The organism is Streptomyces cucumeris (assembly GCF_024295805.1).
Taxonomy (GTDB): Bacteria; Actinomycetota; Actinomycetes; order Streptomycetales; family Streptomycetaceae; genus Streptomyces; species Streptomyces cucumeris.
Genome location: NZ_JANCLX010000001.1, coordinates 377234 through 393637, shown reverse-complemented (window position 1 = coordinate 393637; position 16404 = coordinate 377234). Strand labels below are relative to the sequence as shown.

Below are 16404 nucleotides of genomic sequence, written 5' to 3'. Positions count from 1 at the left end.
TAACAAGCGACGGGAGTGTGGGTATGGACCGGCGAGGGTTCCTCAGGGGTGCGGCAGCGATCTCCGCCGCAGGGCTGATATCCGCGGCGGGCGGTACCGCGACGGCCGTCGCGGCGCCGCCCCGGCGGCTCGCGCCGCAGGACTGGCTGTCCGCCGTGCCGGACGCGACCCCCGTCCAGCGGCTGACCCTGCCCGGCACCCATGACTCCGGCGCCCGCCACGGCGGTCCGTGGACCGAATGCCAGAACACCGGCATCATCGACCAGCTCACCAGCGGTATCCGCTTCCTGGACATCCGCTGCCGCGCCTTCGACAACGCCTTCCCGATCCACCACGGCGCCTTCTACCAGCACCTCAACTTCGACGATGTGCTCATCGCCTGCCGCGACTTCCTCTCCGCGCACCCGACGGAGACCGTGCTGATGCGGGTGAAGCAGGAGTACTCGGAGGAGAGCGCCGAGGAGTTCCGCCGCATCTTCGACACCTATCTCGACAAGGGCTGGCGTTCACTGTTCCGCCTGGACACCACCCTCCCCACCCTGGGCGAGTCCCGGGGCAGGGTGGTGCTGCTCGGCGACTCCGGCGCGATGCCGGGCGTCCGGTACGGCGACGCCCAGCTCTTCGACATCCAGGACGACTACATGGCGGAGCCGTTCGGGAAGTACCCGAAGATCGAGGCGCAGTTCCGCAAGGCGGTGGCGCAGCCCGGCAAGCTGTTCATGAACTACGTCAGCACCGCGGCCCTGCTGCCGCCCCGCTGGAACTCGGACCGGCTCAACCCGAAGGTCAGGGGCTTCCTGGAGGGCGCCGGAACCCAGGTCTTGACGGGGCTCGGCATCGTCCCGATGGACTTTCCGAACACCGCCTCCGGCCTGGTCGACGCCCTCATCCGGAAGAACCCCGTCTGATCGACGGGCCGAGCCGGGGCGCGCGCTAGTCCACGGCGGGCCGGGCGAACCGTACGAGTTCCAGGGCCTGGTCGGGGAACCACTCCCCGGCCTCGGGGTCGACCGTGCCGCGCTCCGGGTCCTCCGGCCCCGCCGTGCCGCGCAGACACCGGCCGTCGGACTCGCCCGGGGTCTTCACCCACAGCGCCGCGTCCTGGAGCGGATCGTCGGTACGGGTGGTCGGGCGGACGCCCAGGCCCCGGTCGGGCGGGTTGCACCACGGCTGCGGATCGCTGTGGTCACTGCCCGTCGGGGTCCACGGGCCCTGGCCGTTGCGGCTGGTGTCGGTGACGAAGTGCTTCAGCCCCGAGGCGTCGGCGGGGGTGTGCTCCTTGACCCAGGCCCGCGCCCGGCGCTGCGACCAGTCGCGGTCGGCGCAGTCGGCGGGGTCCCCGCCCTCGTCGGCGTAGGCCAGACAGGAGGAGATCAGCCGTCCGTACCAGGTGTTGGCCGCGTCGGTCTGGTAGTGCGAGACATTGAGCGCGAAGCCGGCCGCGCGGTCGACCCCGGCCTTGAGGAGCCGGGGCACGATGCTGCTGACGGAGTGCCAGCCGGGGTGGCCCGCGTCCAGGTAGACGGAGGTCTCGTCGAGTGCGGTGAGGACGTCGACCGCGTAGTTGATCTCGGAGTAGCGGGCGGCGGTCTTCGGGTCCTCCCCGTCGATGAGCTGGTCGAGCCCCTCGGGGTCGGTGAGGTCGGCCGGGTCGCCCACGACCTCCGGGTTGCCGGTGTCGGTGTCGGGGTCGGGGAGGGCCGGTTCGGGAGCGGCCGTCGCGGAGGCGGAGGGCTCGGGGCTGGGCAGGATGCCCGGCGTCTCCGCCGCGGGGGCCGAAGGAGCCGGTGTCCGGGCTCCGGGGGCCCGCGCCGCGGGCGTCTGGGCGGCAGGGGACTGGGCCGCCGGGGCCTGGGTTCCGGCGGGCTTCGGGGACGCGGGCGTCTGGGCGGCGGTCTGCCCGGCCGCGGGGCTCTGCGCCGCCGGGGTCTGGGCGGCCGGACTCTGCGCCGGGGACTGTCCGGCGGCGGGCTTCTCCGCCGCCGGCTGCCCGGCCGCCGAGGGCGCGTCCGACGGGGCTCCGGTGGCGGGGGCGGACTGGATGCCCGGATCGGGCAGCGGGGGCAGTTCCCCCTCGCCCGTGGCCGCGGCCCCGGCGCCCGTGTCCTCGGACTGGCCGTCCGCGGTCTGGCCGTCCGCGGGGGTGGCCGGGTCCGCCTCGGCGGGCAGCGTACTGGCCTGCGCCTCCGGCTCGCCGCCGTCCCCGTCAGCCGCTCCGGCACCGTCCCCGCCCCCGACCGCGTTCTTCGCGCAGTCCGACGGAAGCAGCGCCAGCGAGTCGGGTTCCAGGACCACCAGCGCCGGGCGCTGCCCGATGCCGCGGGCGACGGCGTCGATCCACGCCTGGTACTCGGCGGTGCTCCCCGCCCCGCCCGAGGAGTAGCTGCCGCAGTCCCGGCCGGGGACGTCGTACAGCGTCAGCACCGGCAGTGTGCCGCGCTGCTCGGCCCTGCGGGTGGTGGTGCGGACCGTCCGCTCGACCTCCTCGGGGCTCTCGTCCCCGTACCAGACGGCCTGGGGGGTGCGCACCATGGACAGGATCCCTCTGGCCTCACGGCTCTCGCCCCGCCAGGCGAGCTGGGACACCTGGCGGTAGGGGTCCCGTTCGGGCGGCGGGGTGTAGAGGCGGTTGCCGCGCAGCGCTTCGCCGACGCCCTGGGGCGCGGCGGCCTGCACGGCCGAACTGCTCAGCAGGGGAAGGGCGGTTGCGGCCAGGACGGCCATCGGGGCGGTGAGGGCTTTCCGCTTGCTACGCACAGGTGCACTCCAGGGGCGGCGGACGGGTCGAATCTGACTCTCACTCAGAAACTCGCACCCGGCAACGCGGCCGTACGCCAGGTGGCGGTACCGGTTTCCCGCCCAGGAGTGGCCTTAGATCGGATGAACGTCAGGCGACCGAACCGATCGGGTCCGCGCTCGCGCGGCTCCCGTCGTGGTGGATGGGGGTGTGCGCGCCGGTCAGCGGCACCCCGCTGCCGCCCCGGCGGCTTGCGACGATCTCCCCCGCGATGGACAGCGCCGTCTCCTCGGGGGTGTGGGCGCCGAGGTCGAGTCCGATCGGGGAGCGCAGCCGGGCCAGCTCCGGTTCGCCCAGGCCCACCTCGCGCAGCCGTCGCAGCCGGTCGCGGTGGGTGCGACGGGAGCCCATCGCGCCGACGTAGCCGACGGGCATCCGCAGCGCCCGCTCCAGCAGCGGGACGTCGAACTTGGCGTCGTGGGTGAGGACGCACAGCACGGTCCTGGTGTCCACCCCGGTCGTCTCCAGATAGCGGTGCGGCCAGTCGACGACCACCTCGTCGGCCTCGGGGAACCGGTGGGCCGCCGCGAAGACCGGACGGGCGTCGCAGACCGTCACGTGGTACCCGAGGAACTTCCCGATCCGCACCAGGGCGCTCGCGAAGTCGATCGCCCCGAAGACGATCATCCGGGGCGGGGCCACACTGGACTCCACGAGCAGGGTGACCGGACGGCCGCAGCGGCTGCCCTCGGCCCCGATGACCACGCTCGCGGTCCGCCCGGCGTCCAGCAGGGCGCGCGCCTGCCCCGCCGCACCGCGGTCCAGCGCCGCCCGGTCGGCCGCGGTGGCGCCCTCCGGACCGCCGAGGGTGCCCTCGTACGTCCCGTCCGGGCGGACCAGCAGGGCACGGCCCAGCAGTCCGTCCGGACCGTCCGTGACCCGCGCGAGCGCCACCGCCGCGCCCCCGTCCGCGGCGGAGCGGACCGCGGCCGCGAGCACGGGGCGCAGCACGGTGTCCGCCGCCGGGACCGGGGTGACCAGCACCTCGATGACCCCGCCGCAGGTCAGGCCGACCGCGAAGGCGTCCTCGTCGGAGTAGCCGAAGCGGGTGCGGACCGTCTCCCCGGTGGTCAGGGCCTCCTGGCACAGCTCGTAGACCGCGCCTTCCACACAGCCGCCGGACACGCTGCCGATGGCCGTGCCGTCGGCGTCGACGGCGAGCGCCGCGCCCGGCTGCCGGGGCGCGCTGCCGTGGACGGCCACCACGGTGGCGACGGCGAAGTCCCGGCCCTCCCGGCACCAGCGGTGCAGTTCGGCAGCGATGTCCAGCATGGTGATCAGCTCCTCGTGCCGCCGCTATCGGACCCCGAGCCAGTGCTCGATCGGGTTCAGGGCGAAGTAGATGACGAATACCGCCGTCAATACCCACATGAACACCCCGGGCTCGCGATATCTGCCCTGCGCGGCCTTGATGGCGGTGTAGGAGATCACGCCCGCGCCGACTCCGGCGGTGATGGAGTAGGTGAACGGCATCAGGGCGACGGTCAGGAAGACCGGGATCGCCACCGCGCGATCGGCCCAGTCCACATGGCGGGCGTTCTGCATCATCATCGCGCCGATGACCACGAGGGCGGCGGCCGCGACCTGGCCGGGCACGATCTGGGCGAGCGGGGTGAAGAACAGCCCGGCGGCGAAGAGCAGTCCGGTGATCACGCTGGACAGACCGGTCCTGGCGCCCTCGCCGACACCTGTGGCGGATTCGATGAAGACGGTCTGGCCGCTGGCCCCGGCCACCCCGCCGATGGCGCCGCCCGCGCCGTCCACGAAGAGCGCCCTGCTCAGCCCCGGCATCCGGCCGCGTTCATCGGCCAGCTTCGCCTCGGTGCCGACCCCGATGATCGTCGCCATCGCGTCGAAGAACCCGGCCAGCACCAGGGTGAAGACGATCATGCCGACCGTCATTCCGCCGATCTGGCCCCAGCCGCCGAACTCGACCTGTCCGAAGAGGCTGAAGTCGGGGGTGGAGACGGCGTGGGCGGGCAGTTCGGGGGCGCGCCCGCCCCAGGTCTTCGGATCGAGTCCGGCCACCGCGTTGATGACGACGGCGAGGACGGTCCCGGCCACGATGCCGATGAGGATCGCGCCCGGCACCTCACGGGCCTGGAGCATGAAGATCAGCAGCAGCGTGACGCAGAAGATCAGTACCGGCCAGCCCGCGAGCTGTCCCCCGGTGCCGAGTGTCACGGGTGCGCCCTTGCCCACGAAACCGGCGTTGACCAGGCCGATCAGGGCGATGAACATGCCGATGCCGATGGTGATGCCGTGTTTGAGGGCGAGCGGGATCGCATTCATGATCACTTCACGGAGACCGGTGACCACGAGCAGCACGATCACCGTGCCGTACAGCACGCACATGCCCATCGCCTGCGGCCAGCTCATATGCGGGACGACCTGGCCGGTGAGCACGGCGGAGACACTGAGCCCGGCCGCCAGCGCGAGCGGCACCTTGCCGATGAAGCCCATGAGGAGGGTGGAGACGGCGGCGGCGAGCGCGGTGGCGGTGATCAGCGCGCTCTGGGCGAGCCGGTGGTGCTGGACGTCCTCACCGGACAGCAGCAGCGGGTTGAGCAGCAGGATGTACGCCATCGCCATGAAGGTGGTGACGCCGCCGCGGATCTCCCGGGCGAAGGTGGATCCGCGGTCGGATATCTGGAAGTACCGGTCGAGACGCGACCGGCGGGCCGTTCCCTCCGGGGTGATCGGTGGTTTGACGGCGTGCTGGGTCATGCGGTGCCACTCCCAAGTGTCATAGGGGGTTGGGATGGTGCGTCGGCATCCACGACCCGGGGGACGGCCCGGTCGGTGGTGAGGGGGGTGGGGAGGTGGTGCTCAGGTGCCCGTCAGATGCTCCGGCCTGATCGGGACCCGTTTCAGGGGGAGGCCGGTCGCCGCGCGGACGGCGGCCACGACGGCCGGGGTGGAGGAGAGGGTGGGCGCCTCGCCGACCCCGCGGAGCCCGTACGGGGCGTGGTCGTCGGCCAGTTCGAGGACATCCACGGGGATGGTGGGGGTGTCGAGGATGGTGGGGATCAGATAGTCGGTGAACGAGGGGTTGCGGACCCGGGCGCCGTCGGAGACCACGATCTCCTCCATGACGGCGAGACCGAGCCCCTGGGTGGAGCCGCCCTGGATCTGGCCCACGACGGAGAGCGGGTTGAGCGCCTTGCCGACGTCCTGGGCGGCGGCCAGCTCGATCACCTTGACCAGGCCCAGTTCGGTGTCGACCTCGACCACCGCGCGATGGGCGCAGAAGGAGTACTGGACATGGCCGAAGCCCTGGCCGGTCTCCAGGTCGAACGGTTCGGTGGGGCGGTGCCGGAACTCCAGCTCCAGTTCGATGGGTTCCTCGCCGACGATCTCGGCGAGGTCGCCAATCACCTCACCGCCGTCGGTCACCACCTTGCCGCCCTCCAGCAGCAGTTCGGCGGTGGCCCAGGCGGGGTGGTAGGAACCGGACCGCTCCCGGCCGCGCCGCAGCACCTCCTCGCGTACCGCCTGGCAGGTGTGCCTGACGGCGCCGCCGGTCATATAGGTCTGCCGGGAGGCGGAGGTGGAACCGGCCGAGCCCACCTGGGTGTCGGCGGGGAGGATGGTCACCTGGCTGACGCCCAGTTCGGTACGGGCGATCTGGGCGTGCACCGTGACCCCGCCCTGGCCGACCTCGGCCATCGCGGTGTGCACCAGGGCCACCGGTTCGCCGTTGATCACCTCAAGCCGGATCCGGGCGGTGGAGTAGTCGTCGAACCCCTCGGAGAAGCCGACGTTCTTGATGCCGACCGCGTAGCCGACCCCACGCACCACCCCTTCGCCATGGGTGGTGTTGGACAGTCCGCCGGGCAGTGCGCGGACGTCGGTGGAGTCGTCGGCGGTCAGCCACTGGCGCTCGGGGGGCATCGGCAGCGCCTTGACCCGGCGCAGCAGTTCGGCGACCGGCGCGGGTGAGTCCACGAGCTGTCCGGTGGGCATCACCGCGCCCTGGGACATGGCGTTGCGCTGCCGGAACTCCACCGGGTCCATACCCAGTTCCGCGGCCACGGCGTCCATCTGCGCCTCGTAGGCGAAGCACGCCTGGACGGCGCCGAAGCCGCGCATCGCGCCGCACGGCGGATTGTTGCTGTAGAGGGCGATGGCCTCGACGTCCACATGGTCGACGACATAGGGGCCGATCGCCAGGGAGGCGGCATTGCCGACCACCGCCGGGGAGGAGGAGGCGTACGCCCCACCGTCCAGGACGATGCGGCACTGTACGTAGAGCAGTTGACCGTCGCGGGTGGCGCCGTGCTCATAGGTGAGCTTGGCGGGATGCCGGTGCACATGGCCGAAGAACGACTCGTAGCGGTTGTAGACGATCTTCACGGGGCGGCCGGTGCGCAGTGCCAGCAGACACGCGTGCGCCTGCATGGACAGGTCCTCACGGGCACCGAAGGCCCCGCCCACGCCCGACAGCGTCAGCCGCACCTTGTCGGCGGGCAGCCCGAGGACCGGTGCGAGCTGGTCGCGGTCCACGTGCAGCCACTGGGTGGCGATGTACAGGTCGACGCCGCCGTCCTCGGCGGGTACCGCGAGCCCCGACTCCGGCCCCAGGAACGCCTGGTCCTGCATGCCGACCTCGTAGTCGCGGCGCACCACCACATCGGCGCGGGTGCGGGCGGCGATGACATCGCCGCGCCGGACCGGCTGCCGGTGCACGATGTTGGGGTGCGGGACGTGGCCCGCATGGTGGTCGGCGCGGCCCGGATGGAGCACGGGGGCGTCCGCCGCGGTGGCGGTGGCCTCGTCCACGACCGGCGGCAGCTCCGCGTACTCCACCTTGATCTTGGCTGCGGCGCGCCGGGCGGTCTCGGGGTGGTCGGCGGCCACGATGGCCACCGCCTCCCCGTGGTAGCGGACCCGGTCCTTGGCGAGTACGGGCTGGTCCTTGATCTCCAGCCCGTAGTGGGTGGCGGCCGGGAGGTCGTCATGTGTCATCACGGCGTGGACCCCGGGCACGGCCAGCGCCTCGGCGGTGTCGACGGACCGGATCTCGGCGTGGGCGTGGGGGCTGCGGAGAGTGAAGCCCCACAGCATGTCCTCGTGCCACAGGTCCGAGGAGTACGCGAACTCGCCGGTCACCTTCAGGGTGCCGTCGGGGCGCAGCGTGGACTCGCCGATGGCGCCCCTGGTGGCCGTGCTGGTCTGGGTGATCTTCCCGGGGGTGGGTCCGGCTCCCATGGTCAGCCCTCCTCCCCGGTGCGGGCGGCCGCCAGGCGGACCGCGTCGAGGATCTTCTCGTAGCCGGTGCAGCGGCACAGATTGCCGGACAGGGCCTCGCGGATGTCGGCGTCGGACGGCTCGGGGTTGCGCTCCAGCAACTCGTCCGCGGCGACCAGGAGTCCGGGGGTGCAGAAGCCGCACTGGACGGCACCGGCGTCGATGAACGCCTGCTGGACCGGGGCCAGCGGGGTACTGCCACCGGGGCCGGGCTGCCAGCGGCGGGCCTCGTCCAGCCCGGTGCCGGAGCCCTGCTCCGGGCCGCCGGGGGCGGTGGCATCGCGCCGCTCGGCGAACTCCGCCAGACCCTCGACGGTGACCACGTCGCGCCCCTCGGCCTGACCGGCGGCGACCAGACAGGCACAGACCGGGACATTGTCGAGGCGGACCGTACAGGACCCGCATTCGCCCTGCTCACAGGCGTTCTTGGAGCCCGGAAGCCCCATCCGCTCCCGCAGCACGTACAGCAGCGACTCGCCCTCCCAGACGTCGTCGGCCTGCTGCGGCCGCCCGTTGACCGTGAAATTCACGCGCACTGTACGGTCCTCCCGTTCCCCTCGCGGTACGCCTGCCAGGTCCAGCCCAGCGTGCGGCGGGCCATCACCGACACCGCGTGGCGCCGGTAGGCCGCGCTGCCGCGGACATCGTCGATCGGATTGCAGGCGCCGGCGCACAGCTCGGCGAACTGCCGGGCGACCGACGGGGTGATGATGGCGCCGCTGTCCCAGAACCCGCCGTCGGCCAGTGCGGCGTTCAGGAAATCCTCCGCCGCCCGCGCCCTGATCGGGGTGGGCGCGGCGGAGCCGATACCGGTACGGACGGTCCGGGTGCGCGGGTGCAGCGCCACGGCGAACGCGCACACCGCGATGACCATGGCGTTACGGGTGCCGACCTTGGAGAACTGCTGCGGTCCTTCCGCCTTCTGGATGTGCACCGCCCGGATCAGCTCATCGGGCTCCAGGGCATTGCGCTTGACCCCGGTGTAGAACTCCTCGACCGGGATCATCCGGGTGCCGCGCACCGACTCCACCTCGACCTCGGCCCCGGCGGCCAGCAGCGCCGGGTGGGAGTCCCCCGCGGGCGAGGCGGCCCCGAGGTTGCCGCCGACCGTGCCGCGGTTGCGGATCTGCGGGGAACCGACGGTGTGCGAGGCGAGCGCCAGACCCGGCAGCTCGGTCCGCAGCTCCTCGATGATCCGGGTGTAGGGGACACCGGCGCCCAGCCGGACCGTGCGCTCGCCGACCTCCCATTCGGTCAGCTCGGCGACACGGTTCAGATCGAGCAGGACGTCGGGCCTGCGATGGTCGAAGTTGATCTCGACCATGACATCGGTACCGCCCGCGATGGGCACGGCGGTGGGGTGCTCCGCCTTCGCGGCGAGCGCCTCCCGCCAGCCGGCGGGACGCAGAAAGTCCATCGGTCACTCTTCTCGGTTCGGCGGGGCGGGGGCGGGAGGACGGCGACCCGGCTTCCCCCAAGAACTCTGCACGCGGCTTACCGCCAGTAGACCGAGGTGTGGGCCACCTGGTGCAGTCACCGAAGGCATGAAGCAGTTGGCTGGCCAGCGGGCTGGTCTTGTAGATTCGAACGAAGAGCGGGGAGTGGAAACCTCGCGGTATTCGACCGGTGACAAGAACAAGATCGGCTGGCATCACCATGCGGCTGCGCGCACTGCTGGAGACCGACCTCCTGGGCCTTCGCCTGCTCGGCGGCGAGGACGAGCTGGACCGCACCGTCCGCGGCGTCATGACCACCGACCTCAGGGACCCCAGCCGCTATCTGTCCGGCGGGGAGCTGGTGCTCACCGGGCTGGCCTGGCGGCGTGAGCCGGGCGACTCCGAGCGGTTCGTACGGATCCTGACCGCCGCCGGGGTGGCCGGGCTCGCGGCGGGTGAGGCGGAGCTCGGCTCGGTGCCCGAGGACCTGGTGGTGGCCTGCGCACAGCACCGGCTGCCGCTGTTCTCGGTGGTCGAGGACGTGTCGTTCGCGTCGATCACCGAGCATGTGGTGCGCCAGGTCTCCGGTGAGCGGGCCGGGGACCTCGCGGCGGTGGTGGAGCGGCACCGGCGGCTGATGACCGCGGGCCCCGCGGGCGGCGGCCCCGAGGTCGTCCTGGATCTGCTGGGCTCCGACCTCGATCTGCCCGCCTGGGTGCTGTCCTCCACCGGACGCCGGATCGCGGGCCCGAGCGCCCCCGGCCCCTCCCCCGAGCCGCCGTCGGCGATCCGGGCCGAGCTGGCGGGCGAGCTGCTGGGGGCGCTGCGCACCGGGCGGCGCGGCCCGCAGCGGGTCACCGCCGCGAACGGCGCCGTCTACTCCCTCTTCCCCATCCGCGGCGGTGACTCCGGGGACGTGCGCGACACCGTCCTGTCCGACTGGCTGCTGGCGGTCGCCGCGGACGCGGGCGACTGGCCGGAGGAGCGGCTCGATCTGCTGCGCGGGGTCACCCAGCTCATCGCGGTCGAGCGCGACCGCAGGGACGCGGCCCGCACCGTGCGGCGGCGGCTGGCCCAGGAGGTGCTGGAGCTGGTCCAGACGGGCGCCCCGCCCGCCGAGACCGCGGCCCGGCTGCGGGTGGCGGCCCCCGTCCTGCTCCCCGGCCTCGGCTCGGCGCCGCACTGGCAGGTGGTGGTGGCCCGGGTGGAGTGGGGGTTCACCGGGAACGGCGAGAACGGGCACAACGGGGAGACGGCCCCGGCCGGTGCCACGGACGGCGGGATCCCCGGCGGGCCGGTCGCCCAGGCGCTGCTGGAGGAGATCCTGGTCGACCCGGACGCGACCGGGCCGGAGCTGTCGGACCGGATCGCCGTGGCGTACACCGGCGAGGAGGCGGTGGCGCTCGTACCGCTCCCGGCGGGCCCGGACGCCGCGGAGGGTGACGACGCCTCCGCGAACGGACTCTCGCTGGACGCCGGGCTGCACGCGGACACGCTGCTGGCCGCCGTACGCGAGCCGCTCACCCGCGGTCTGGACGGTGACGGCCGGATCACCCTCGGGGTGAGCGCCGCCGTCCCTTCCGCGGACGGGCTGCGCGGCGCGCTGGAGGAGGCCCGGCACGCCCGCCGGGTCGCGGCCGCCCGCCCCGGCCGGGTCTGCGCCGCCGGTCACCAGGAGCTGGCCTCGCACGTCCTGCTGCTCCCCTTCGTCCCGGACGACGTCCGCCGTGCCTTCACCGCCCGGCTGCTCGATCCGCTGCGCGACTACGACCGGCGTCATCGCGCCGAACTGATCCCGACCCTCGAGGCCTTCCTCGCCTGCGACGGGTCCTGGACGCGGTGCGCGGCGCGGCTGCATCTGCACGTCAACACCCTGCGCTACCGGGTCGGCCGGATAGAGCAGCTCACCGGGCGCGAACTGTCCCGGCTCGAGGACAAGCTGGACTTCTTCCTCGCGCTGCGCATGAGCTGACGGACGGACCGCGCGCCCGGGCTCACGGGCCGACCGCCGGAGGCGAGCGGCCTCGCTCCCACGAGCCCCGTGCGCACCCCCACGCCCCACCGGTGCGCCTAGGAGCCACCGCCCCCGTCTGGGGTTTGTGAATTCGTTCACACCAACCCCTTGGCCGCGCCCTCGCATTCATGCTGAGATTCGCCTCACGGCTTCCGGCTCGATGGCGCGCTTGGGGAGGGCAATGTGGCGGACACCGCCATGTCACCACCTGGATCGTCGAATTCCGATTCCGCGGAACCTTCCGAGACACGTTCCGGCGTTCCGGCGGGGCGCGGGGACGCCCCACTCGACACGGCGGTCTGGCGGCTGCGCTCGCGCGGTCTGTGGAAGGACGCCGCCGAACTGCTCACGCCCTACGCCGAGGCGGACGCCTCGGCCGCGCTCAAGCGCAGTGTCATCATGATCGAACGGTGTATGTACACCTCCGCCGGATGGGACGCGGCCGAGGACGCGCTGCGGGCCGCGGAGGCCCTGGCGCTCACCGACGCCGAGCGGGGCGCGACCGCCTGCGAGCGCGGCTACCTCGCCTACGCCTCCACTCTGCTGAGCGTCCGCGACCGGGCCGACGAGGCGCGTACCGCGCTCGGCCGCGCCGCCGCGCTGCTGGCGCCCGGCTCCCCGACCCGCGCGCTGCTGGACTTCCGCCGCGGGCTGATCTCCCAGCACCTCGCCCACAACCCGACCGGCGCCCAGACCGCCTTCCAGCGCGCCCACGCGGGCGCGACGGCCCACGGCGACGTCCTGCTCACCTCGTTCACCTGGCGGCATCTGGCCGCCATGGCCGAGGAGGAGGGCAATCTCCCCGAGGCCCGGCACGGCTTCGCCGAATCACTGCGCATCCGGGAGGAGCTGGGCTACCTGGTGGGCATCGCCCCGGCCCTGGCCGCCCTGGCCGATGTGGAGCCGGACCCCGAGGAGGCCGAACGGATGCGCACCGAGGCGGGCCGTCTGGTGCGGCTGCTCGGTGGCGTCCCGGTGTGGCTGGCCGACCAGTTAGGACACACCGAACCACCTCTGGACGGCCGCGGCTCCTAACACACCACGGGGTCGGCGGCCCGGGTGCCGGGCGATCCGTGGGGGGCCGCCCGGCACCCCCACATCCACCGGGCGCGGCCGCCCGCTCGTGTCCGGGCCGGTCAGGCCCCGCCGAAGTGCGCGCGCACCAGGGACTCCACGGTGCCCAGATCGCGGGCGGCCAGGGCGTCGAGCAGGGCGGTGTGCTCGGCGGCGTCCGCCAGCAGATCGGCCGTGCGGACCGGGCGGCCACCGGCCCGGGGCCACTGGGCGCGGCGGTGGAGCTCATCGGCGACGATCACCAATTGCTGGTTCCCGGACAGGCTCAGCACGCTCTGGTGGAAGGTGCGGTCCGCCTCCAGATACGCGGCCCGGTCCCCCTTGGCCGCGGCCGCCGCCGTGGCCTCGGCGAAGGGCCGCAGCAGCGCCCAGCGCTCGGGCGCGATGGCCTGGGCCAACCCCAGCATCACGGGGACCTCCAGCAGGGCGCGGACCTCGGCCAGCTCCGCCAGCTCCCGCGCACTGCGCCGGGCGATCCGGAAACCGCGGTTGGGGACGACCTCGACGGCACCCTCGCCCGCGAGCTGCTGCATGGCCTCGCGCACCGGGGTGGGAGAGACGCCGAAGCGCTCGGCGAGGGCGGGGGCGGAGTAGACCTCGCCCGGGGTCAGCTCACCGCCGACCAGCGCGTCCCGCAGGGCGTCGAGGATCTGCCCGCGGACGGAGTGACGCCGGGGGGACCGGCGCGCCGCGGGCACACCGGACGGGGGCTGCGGCTCCGTTGCCGCCTCCGCTTTGGCCTGCTCCACTCGGCTCCTCCTGACATGCCATCGAAACGATATGCGGCCGCCGCGTGAGGTCAAACCCCGGGTAACATCAAGTAAGGTTAGGCTAACCTCGCCCGACTTCCGCGAATCGGTGGTCCCGCATGTCCGTGCCCGCGCTCCACCCGGTCCATACCGCATCCGCGGACACCGGTCCCGCCGGTGTCCGGGCGGTGCTCACCGCGTACGAGCGGCTGGCGGAGGTCCTCCCCTCCTGCACGGTCACGGTGCGCACCGGCCCGGTGCCGCCCACCGGCCGCGGCTGGACGCACGCGGCCGACCTCGCCACGGGCGGACCCGCGCTGGACTCCTTCCTCGCCTGGGACGAGGCGCAGGTGGAGCGGGACTACGGACCGGGGGCCCGGCCGGACGTCATCGCCGGGTTCGGACTGCACCGCTACGCCTGGCACATCTGTCTGCTGTTCACCGTCCCGTGGTTCCTGCGGCGCCGGGTGCCCCGGCTGCCGGTCGACCGGGTCTCGTACCACCGGACGCGGGGCCGGATCGCGGTGCGCGCGGGCGAGTTCGCATGTCTGACGGACGATCCGGCGGCGGCGCTGCCCGGCGCCCGGCCGGTCGCGGACGAGGAGGCGCTGCGCACCGAGCTCCGCGCGGCGGTGGCCGAGCACCTCGGCCCGGTACTGGACGGATTCCGGCCACGGATGCGCCGTGGTTCCCGCGCGCTGTGGCGGATGGCGGCCGACGAGATCACCGAGGGACTGTGGCACGTCGGCGGGCTGCTGGGGGAAGAGCAGCGCGCGGTGGCGGAGTTGACGGCGCTGCTGCCGGGCCCCGGTGACCTCTATCCGGCCGGGGCCGCGTTCCGCGAGCTGGCCGGGGCCGAGGGCGGTCCTGCCGTCACCCGGAACCGGGCCAGTTGCTGCCTCTTCTACACCCTGCGGCCCGACGAGCCGTGTCTGACCTGTCCGCGCACCGCCGACGCGGACCGGATCGCCCGACGGGTGGCGAACTGAGGTACGGATTACGCGTGATCGGGTTCCGTGAATAGAATCAAGCGGCTTGCACAGAGCGAGCGTTCGAACCGTAACGCACCTATCCGCGTGCCTTCCCGCCCACTTGGCGGACTCTTGTCCGGAAACCGCTCGAAGCCGGTCCTGATTCCGTCAGTATGTCGCGCGTGTGGGCCGCACTGCGGCCAGGACTTCACGGAAGCGAGGCAAGGGGCACCGGATGAGACTGACCGACATATCGCTGGGCTGGGCCCTGCCGGTTCTCGTGGCACTCCTCGGTGTCGTCGGGGCGGTGGTGATCCTCGCCCGCGGCCGCAGCGAGAAGAAGTCCGACAGCGGTCCCGCGGACTCCTGGGAGCGCAGCGAGGAGCGGCGCCGGCGGAAGGAGGCCATCTACGGGATGGCCTCGTACGTACTGCTGTTCTGCTGCGCCGGAGTGGCCGCCGCGCTCTCCTTCCAGGGTCTGGTCGGCTTCGGCCGGGAGAACCTGGCGCTCACCGGCGGCTGGGAGTACCTGGTCCCGTTCGGCCTGGACGGCGCCGCCATGTTCTGCTCGGTGCTCGCGGTGCGCGAGGCCAGCCACGGTGACGCGGCGCTCGGCTCCCGGCTGCTGGTGTGGATGTTCGCGGGTGCCGCCGCCTGGTTCAACTGGGTGCACGCGCCGCGCGGTATGGGCCACGCGGGTGCCCCGCAGTTCTTCGCGGGCATGTCGCTGTCGGCCGCGGTCCTGTTCGACCGCGCGCTCAAGCAGACCCGCCGCTCGGCACTGCGCGAACAGGGCCTGGTGCCCCGGCCGCTGCCGCAGATCCGCATCGTCCGCTGGCTGCGCGCTCCCCGGGAGACCTTCGCCGCCTGGTCGCTGATGCTGCTGGAGGGTGTGCGGACGCTGGACGAGGCGGTCGAGGAGGTCCGTGAGGACCGCCGCGAGAAGGAGAGCAACCGCAAGCGCGAGCGGGAGCAGGAGCGGCTGGACCGGGCGCGGATCCGCGCACTCAACCGGCAGCATCGGGCGTGGGGCCGCCGCGGTGGCCGTCAGGTGGATGTCGCCGTCACCACCGACCGTCCCGCGGCCTTGAGTTCGGAGCCTGCCATAGGGGAGAAGGTGCTGGAACCGGCCGGCGGCGCCGAGCCCTCCCGGCTGTCCGGGTCCTCCACCCGTCCCGCCCTGCGGTCCGCGACCGCCGCTGACAGCGACAGCGGGGACTGGAACCGTGACCGGGATTTCAGCTTCGGCTTCGGTGACCCTGACGCGGACTTGGACAAGGACAAGGACGCCGAAGCCGACCGTTCCCGCACCGTCGACCTCACCGCCGAGGACGACACCCTGACCCTCCCCCGGCTGGACTCGCTGGAGGAGAAGCTGGCGCAGATCGAGCGCGCCTTCGGCTGAACACCGACACCGACGGGCGGTCGCGTCGGCGGGGCACTCCTCCGCCGTCGCCCGCCCGTCGTCGTTTTCCCCGGCGTCCCCCGCCATTCCGCCGCGTTCCGCGGCCGTCCGCCCCGTCGCCGGGTCCGCGGGGGTCACTCCACGAGGCCGTCGGCCTCCAGCTCGAACCACAGCGCCTTGCCCACCCCATGGGTGCGTACGCCCCATGCGTCCGCCAGCGAGTGGACCAGCAGCAGCCCGCGCCCGGAGGTGGCGTCCTCGGGGGGCCGGGCCCGCAGCACCGGATGGCGCGCGTCGAAATCCCGCACCTCCACCCGTAATCGGCCCGCCAGCCGCGCACCGGGCCCCTCCCCCAAGGTGGCCGAGACCTGGGCGCCGCGGCCGGTGTGCACCAGCGCGTTGGTCACCAGCTCGCTGATGAGCAGCTCGGCGAGATCGGCCCGGCCCGGTCCGCCCCAGTGCCGCAGCATCAGCCGCAGCTCCGCCCGCACCTGAGCCACCGCGGCCAGTTCGTCCCGCGCCAACCGTTTGCTGAGGACCGGGCCCCGCTCCACCTGGACAGCCTCCGCAGCCTTCGTCCTCGGATCCGGATCCGGACGGCCGACCGGCACCCGGCCCGGCCGTACACACTGACGCTTCATCCTCCCCCGCCCCGGCCGCCCGCCCCGGGCGGGCGGCCGCGTCGCATGCCGTCGAACACGCTCACGG

13 protein-coding genes are annotated in these 16404 nt (G+C 73.2%); 5 read left to right on the top strand and 8 right to left on the bottom strand.

The annotated features are described in order from the left end of the window. Positions 1 to 23: 23 nt before the first annotated feature. The gene (locus NMK44_RS01850; RefSeq protein ID WP_254737434.1) at positions 24 to 908 is read left to right on the top strand and encodes a phosphatidylinositol-specific phospholipase C; all 885 of its coding nucleotides are present in this window, start codon (positions 24 to 26) and stop codon (positions 906 to 908) included. Between the two features lie 25 nt (positions 909 to 933). On the opposite strand, the gene NMK44_RS42380 is transcribed toward NMK44_RS01850, so the two are convergent. The 6 genes from NMK44_RS42380 to NMK44_RS01815 form a co-directional block, all read right to left on the bottom strand. Further along, positions 934 to 2757: a glycoside hydrolase family 6 protein gene (locus NMK44_RS42380; RefSeq protein ID WP_308358078.1), complete on the bottom strand. Its 1824-nt coding sequence runs from the start codon at positions 2755 to 2757 to the stop codon at positions 934 to 936. Between the two features lie 130 nt (positions 2758 to 2887). Next, positions 2888 to 4069, bottom strand: coding sequence for an XdhC family protein (locus tag NMK44_RS01835; RefSeq protein WP_254737432.1), 1182 nt, complete (start codon positions 4067 to 4069; stop codon positions 2888 to 2890). 24 nt (positions 4070 to 4093) lie between these two features. After that, complete coding sequence (locus NMK44_RS01830; RefSeq protein ID WP_254737430.1) at positions 4094 to 5524, bottom strand: NCS2 family permease; 1431 nt, start codon at positions 5522 to 5524, stop codon at positions 4094 to 4096. Between the two features lie 102 nt (positions 5525 to 5626). After that, on the bottom strand, positions 5627 to 8008 hold the full coding sequence (gene pucD / locus NMK44_RS01825) for a xanthine dehydrogenase subunit D (RefSeq protein WP_254737428.1): 2382 nt from the start codon (positions 8006 to 8008) through the stop codon (positions 5627 to 5629). Positions 8009 to 8010: 2 nt separating this feature from the next. Then, the gene (locus NMK44_RS01820; protein ID WP_254737426.1) at positions 8011 to 8583 is read right to left on the bottom strand and encodes a (2Fe-2S)-binding protein; all 573 of its coding nucleotides are present in this window, start codon (positions 8581 to 8583) and stop codon (positions 8011 to 8013) included. Then, entirely contained in the window at positions 8574 to 9464 is an 891-nt protein-coding gene (locus tag NMK44_RS01815) for an FAD binding domain-containing protein (RefSeq protein WP_254737424.1), read from the bottom strand. Before NMK44_RS01815 ends, NMK44_RS01820 begins: the two co-directional genes overlap by 10 nt. A 239-nt stretch (positions 9465 to 9703) precedes the next feature. Between NMK44_RS01815 and NMK44_RS01810 the strand changes: the two genes are divergently transcribed. Both NMK44_RS01810 and NMK44_RS01805 read left to right on the top strand, forming a co-directional pair. Further along, on the top strand, positions 9704 to 11455 hold the full coding sequence (locus NMK44_RS01810; RefSeq protein ID WP_254737422.1) for a PucR family transcriptional regulator: 1752 nt from the start codon (positions 9704 to 9706) through the stop codon (positions 11453 to 11455). Positions 11456 to 11695: 240 nt separating this feature from the next. Then, the gene (locus tag NMK44_RS01805) at positions 11696 to 12532 is read left to right on the top strand and encodes a hypothetical protein (protein ID WP_254737828.1); all 837 of its coding nucleotides are present in this window, start codon (positions 11696 to 11698) and stop codon (positions 12530 to 12532) included. A gap of 101 nt (positions 12533 to 12633) precedes the next feature. On the opposite strand, the gene NMK44_RS01800 is transcribed toward NMK44_RS01805, so the two are convergent. Then, positions 12634 to 13353, bottom strand: coding sequence for a GntR family transcriptional regulator (locus tag NMK44_RS01800; protein WP_374215220.1), 720 nt, complete (start codon positions 13351 to 13353; stop codon positions 12634 to 12636). Positions 13354 to 13439: 86 nt separating this feature from the next. Here NMK44_RS01800 and NMK44_RS01795 point away from each other — a divergent pair, with 86 nt between their 5' ends. Both NMK44_RS01795 and NMK44_RS01790 read left to right on the top strand, forming a co-directional pair. Beyond that, a complete protein-coding gene (locus tag NMK44_RS01795) occupies positions 13440 to 14309 on the top strand; it encodes a (2Fe-2S)-binding protein (RefSeq protein WP_254737418.1) in 870 nt (289 codons plus the stop codon). A gap of 217 nt (positions 14310 to 14526) precedes the next feature. Next, the gene (locus NMK44_RS01790) at positions 14527 to 15696 is read left to right on the top strand and encodes a DUF2637 domain-containing protein (protein ID WP_254737416.1); all 1170 of its coding nucleotides are present in this window, start codon (positions 14527 to 14529) and stop codon (positions 15694 to 15696) included. Between the two features lie 134 nt (positions 15697 to 15830). Here the strand turns inward: NMK44_RS01790 and NMK44_RS01785 are convergent, their stop codons facing one another. Further along, positions 15831 to 16337: an ATP-binding protein gene (locus NMK44_RS01785; RefSeq protein WP_254737414.1), complete on the bottom strand. Its 507-nt coding sequence runs from the start codon at positions 16335 to 16337 to the stop codon at positions 15831 to 15833. Positions 16338 to 16404 lie beyond the last annotated feature (67 nt).

Bases quoted from the DNA above. Each gene is read 5' to 3' on its own strand.
- NMK44_RS01810 (WP_254737422.1), top strand. From the start codon at position 9,704: ATGCGGCTGCGCGCACTGCTGGAGACCGACCTCCTGGGCCTTCGCCTG.
- NMK44_RS01835 (WP_254737432.1), bottom strand. From the start codon at position 4,069: ATGCTGGACATCGCTGCCGAACTGCACCGCTGGTGCCGGGAGGGCCGG.
- NMK44_RS01795 (WP_254737418.1), top strand. From the start codon at position 13,440: ATGTCCGTGCCCGCGCTCCACCCGGTCCATACCGCATCCGCGGACACC.
- NMK44_RS01830 (WP_254737430.1), bottom strand. From the start codon at position 5,524: ATGACCCAGCACGCCGTCAAACCACCGATCACCCCGGAGGGAACGGCC.
- pucD (WP_254737428.1), bottom strand. From the start codon at position 8,008: ATGGGAGCCGGACCCACCCCCGGGAAGATCACCCAGACCAGCACGGCC.
- NMK44_RS01805 (WP_254737828.1), top strand. From the start codon at position 11,696: ATGTCACCACCTGGATCGTCGAATTCCGATTCCGCGGAACCTTCCGAG.
- NMK44_RS01850 (WP_254737434.1), top strand. From the start codon at position 24: ATGGACCGGCGAGGGTTCCTCAGGGGTGCGGCAGCGATCTCCGCCGCA.
- NMK44_RS01815 (WP_254737424.1), bottom strand. From the start codon at position 9,464: ATGGACTTTCTGCGTCCCGCCGGCTGGCGGGAGGCGCTCGCCGCGAAG.
- NMK44_RS01790 (WP_254737416.1), top strand. From the start codon at position 14,527: ATGAGACTGACCGACATATCGCTGGGCTGGGCCCTGCCGGTTCTCGTG.
- NMK44_RS01785 (WP_254737414.1), bottom strand. From the start codon at position 16,337: ATGAAGCGTCAGTGTGTACGGCCGGGCCGGGTGCCGGTCGGCCGTCCG.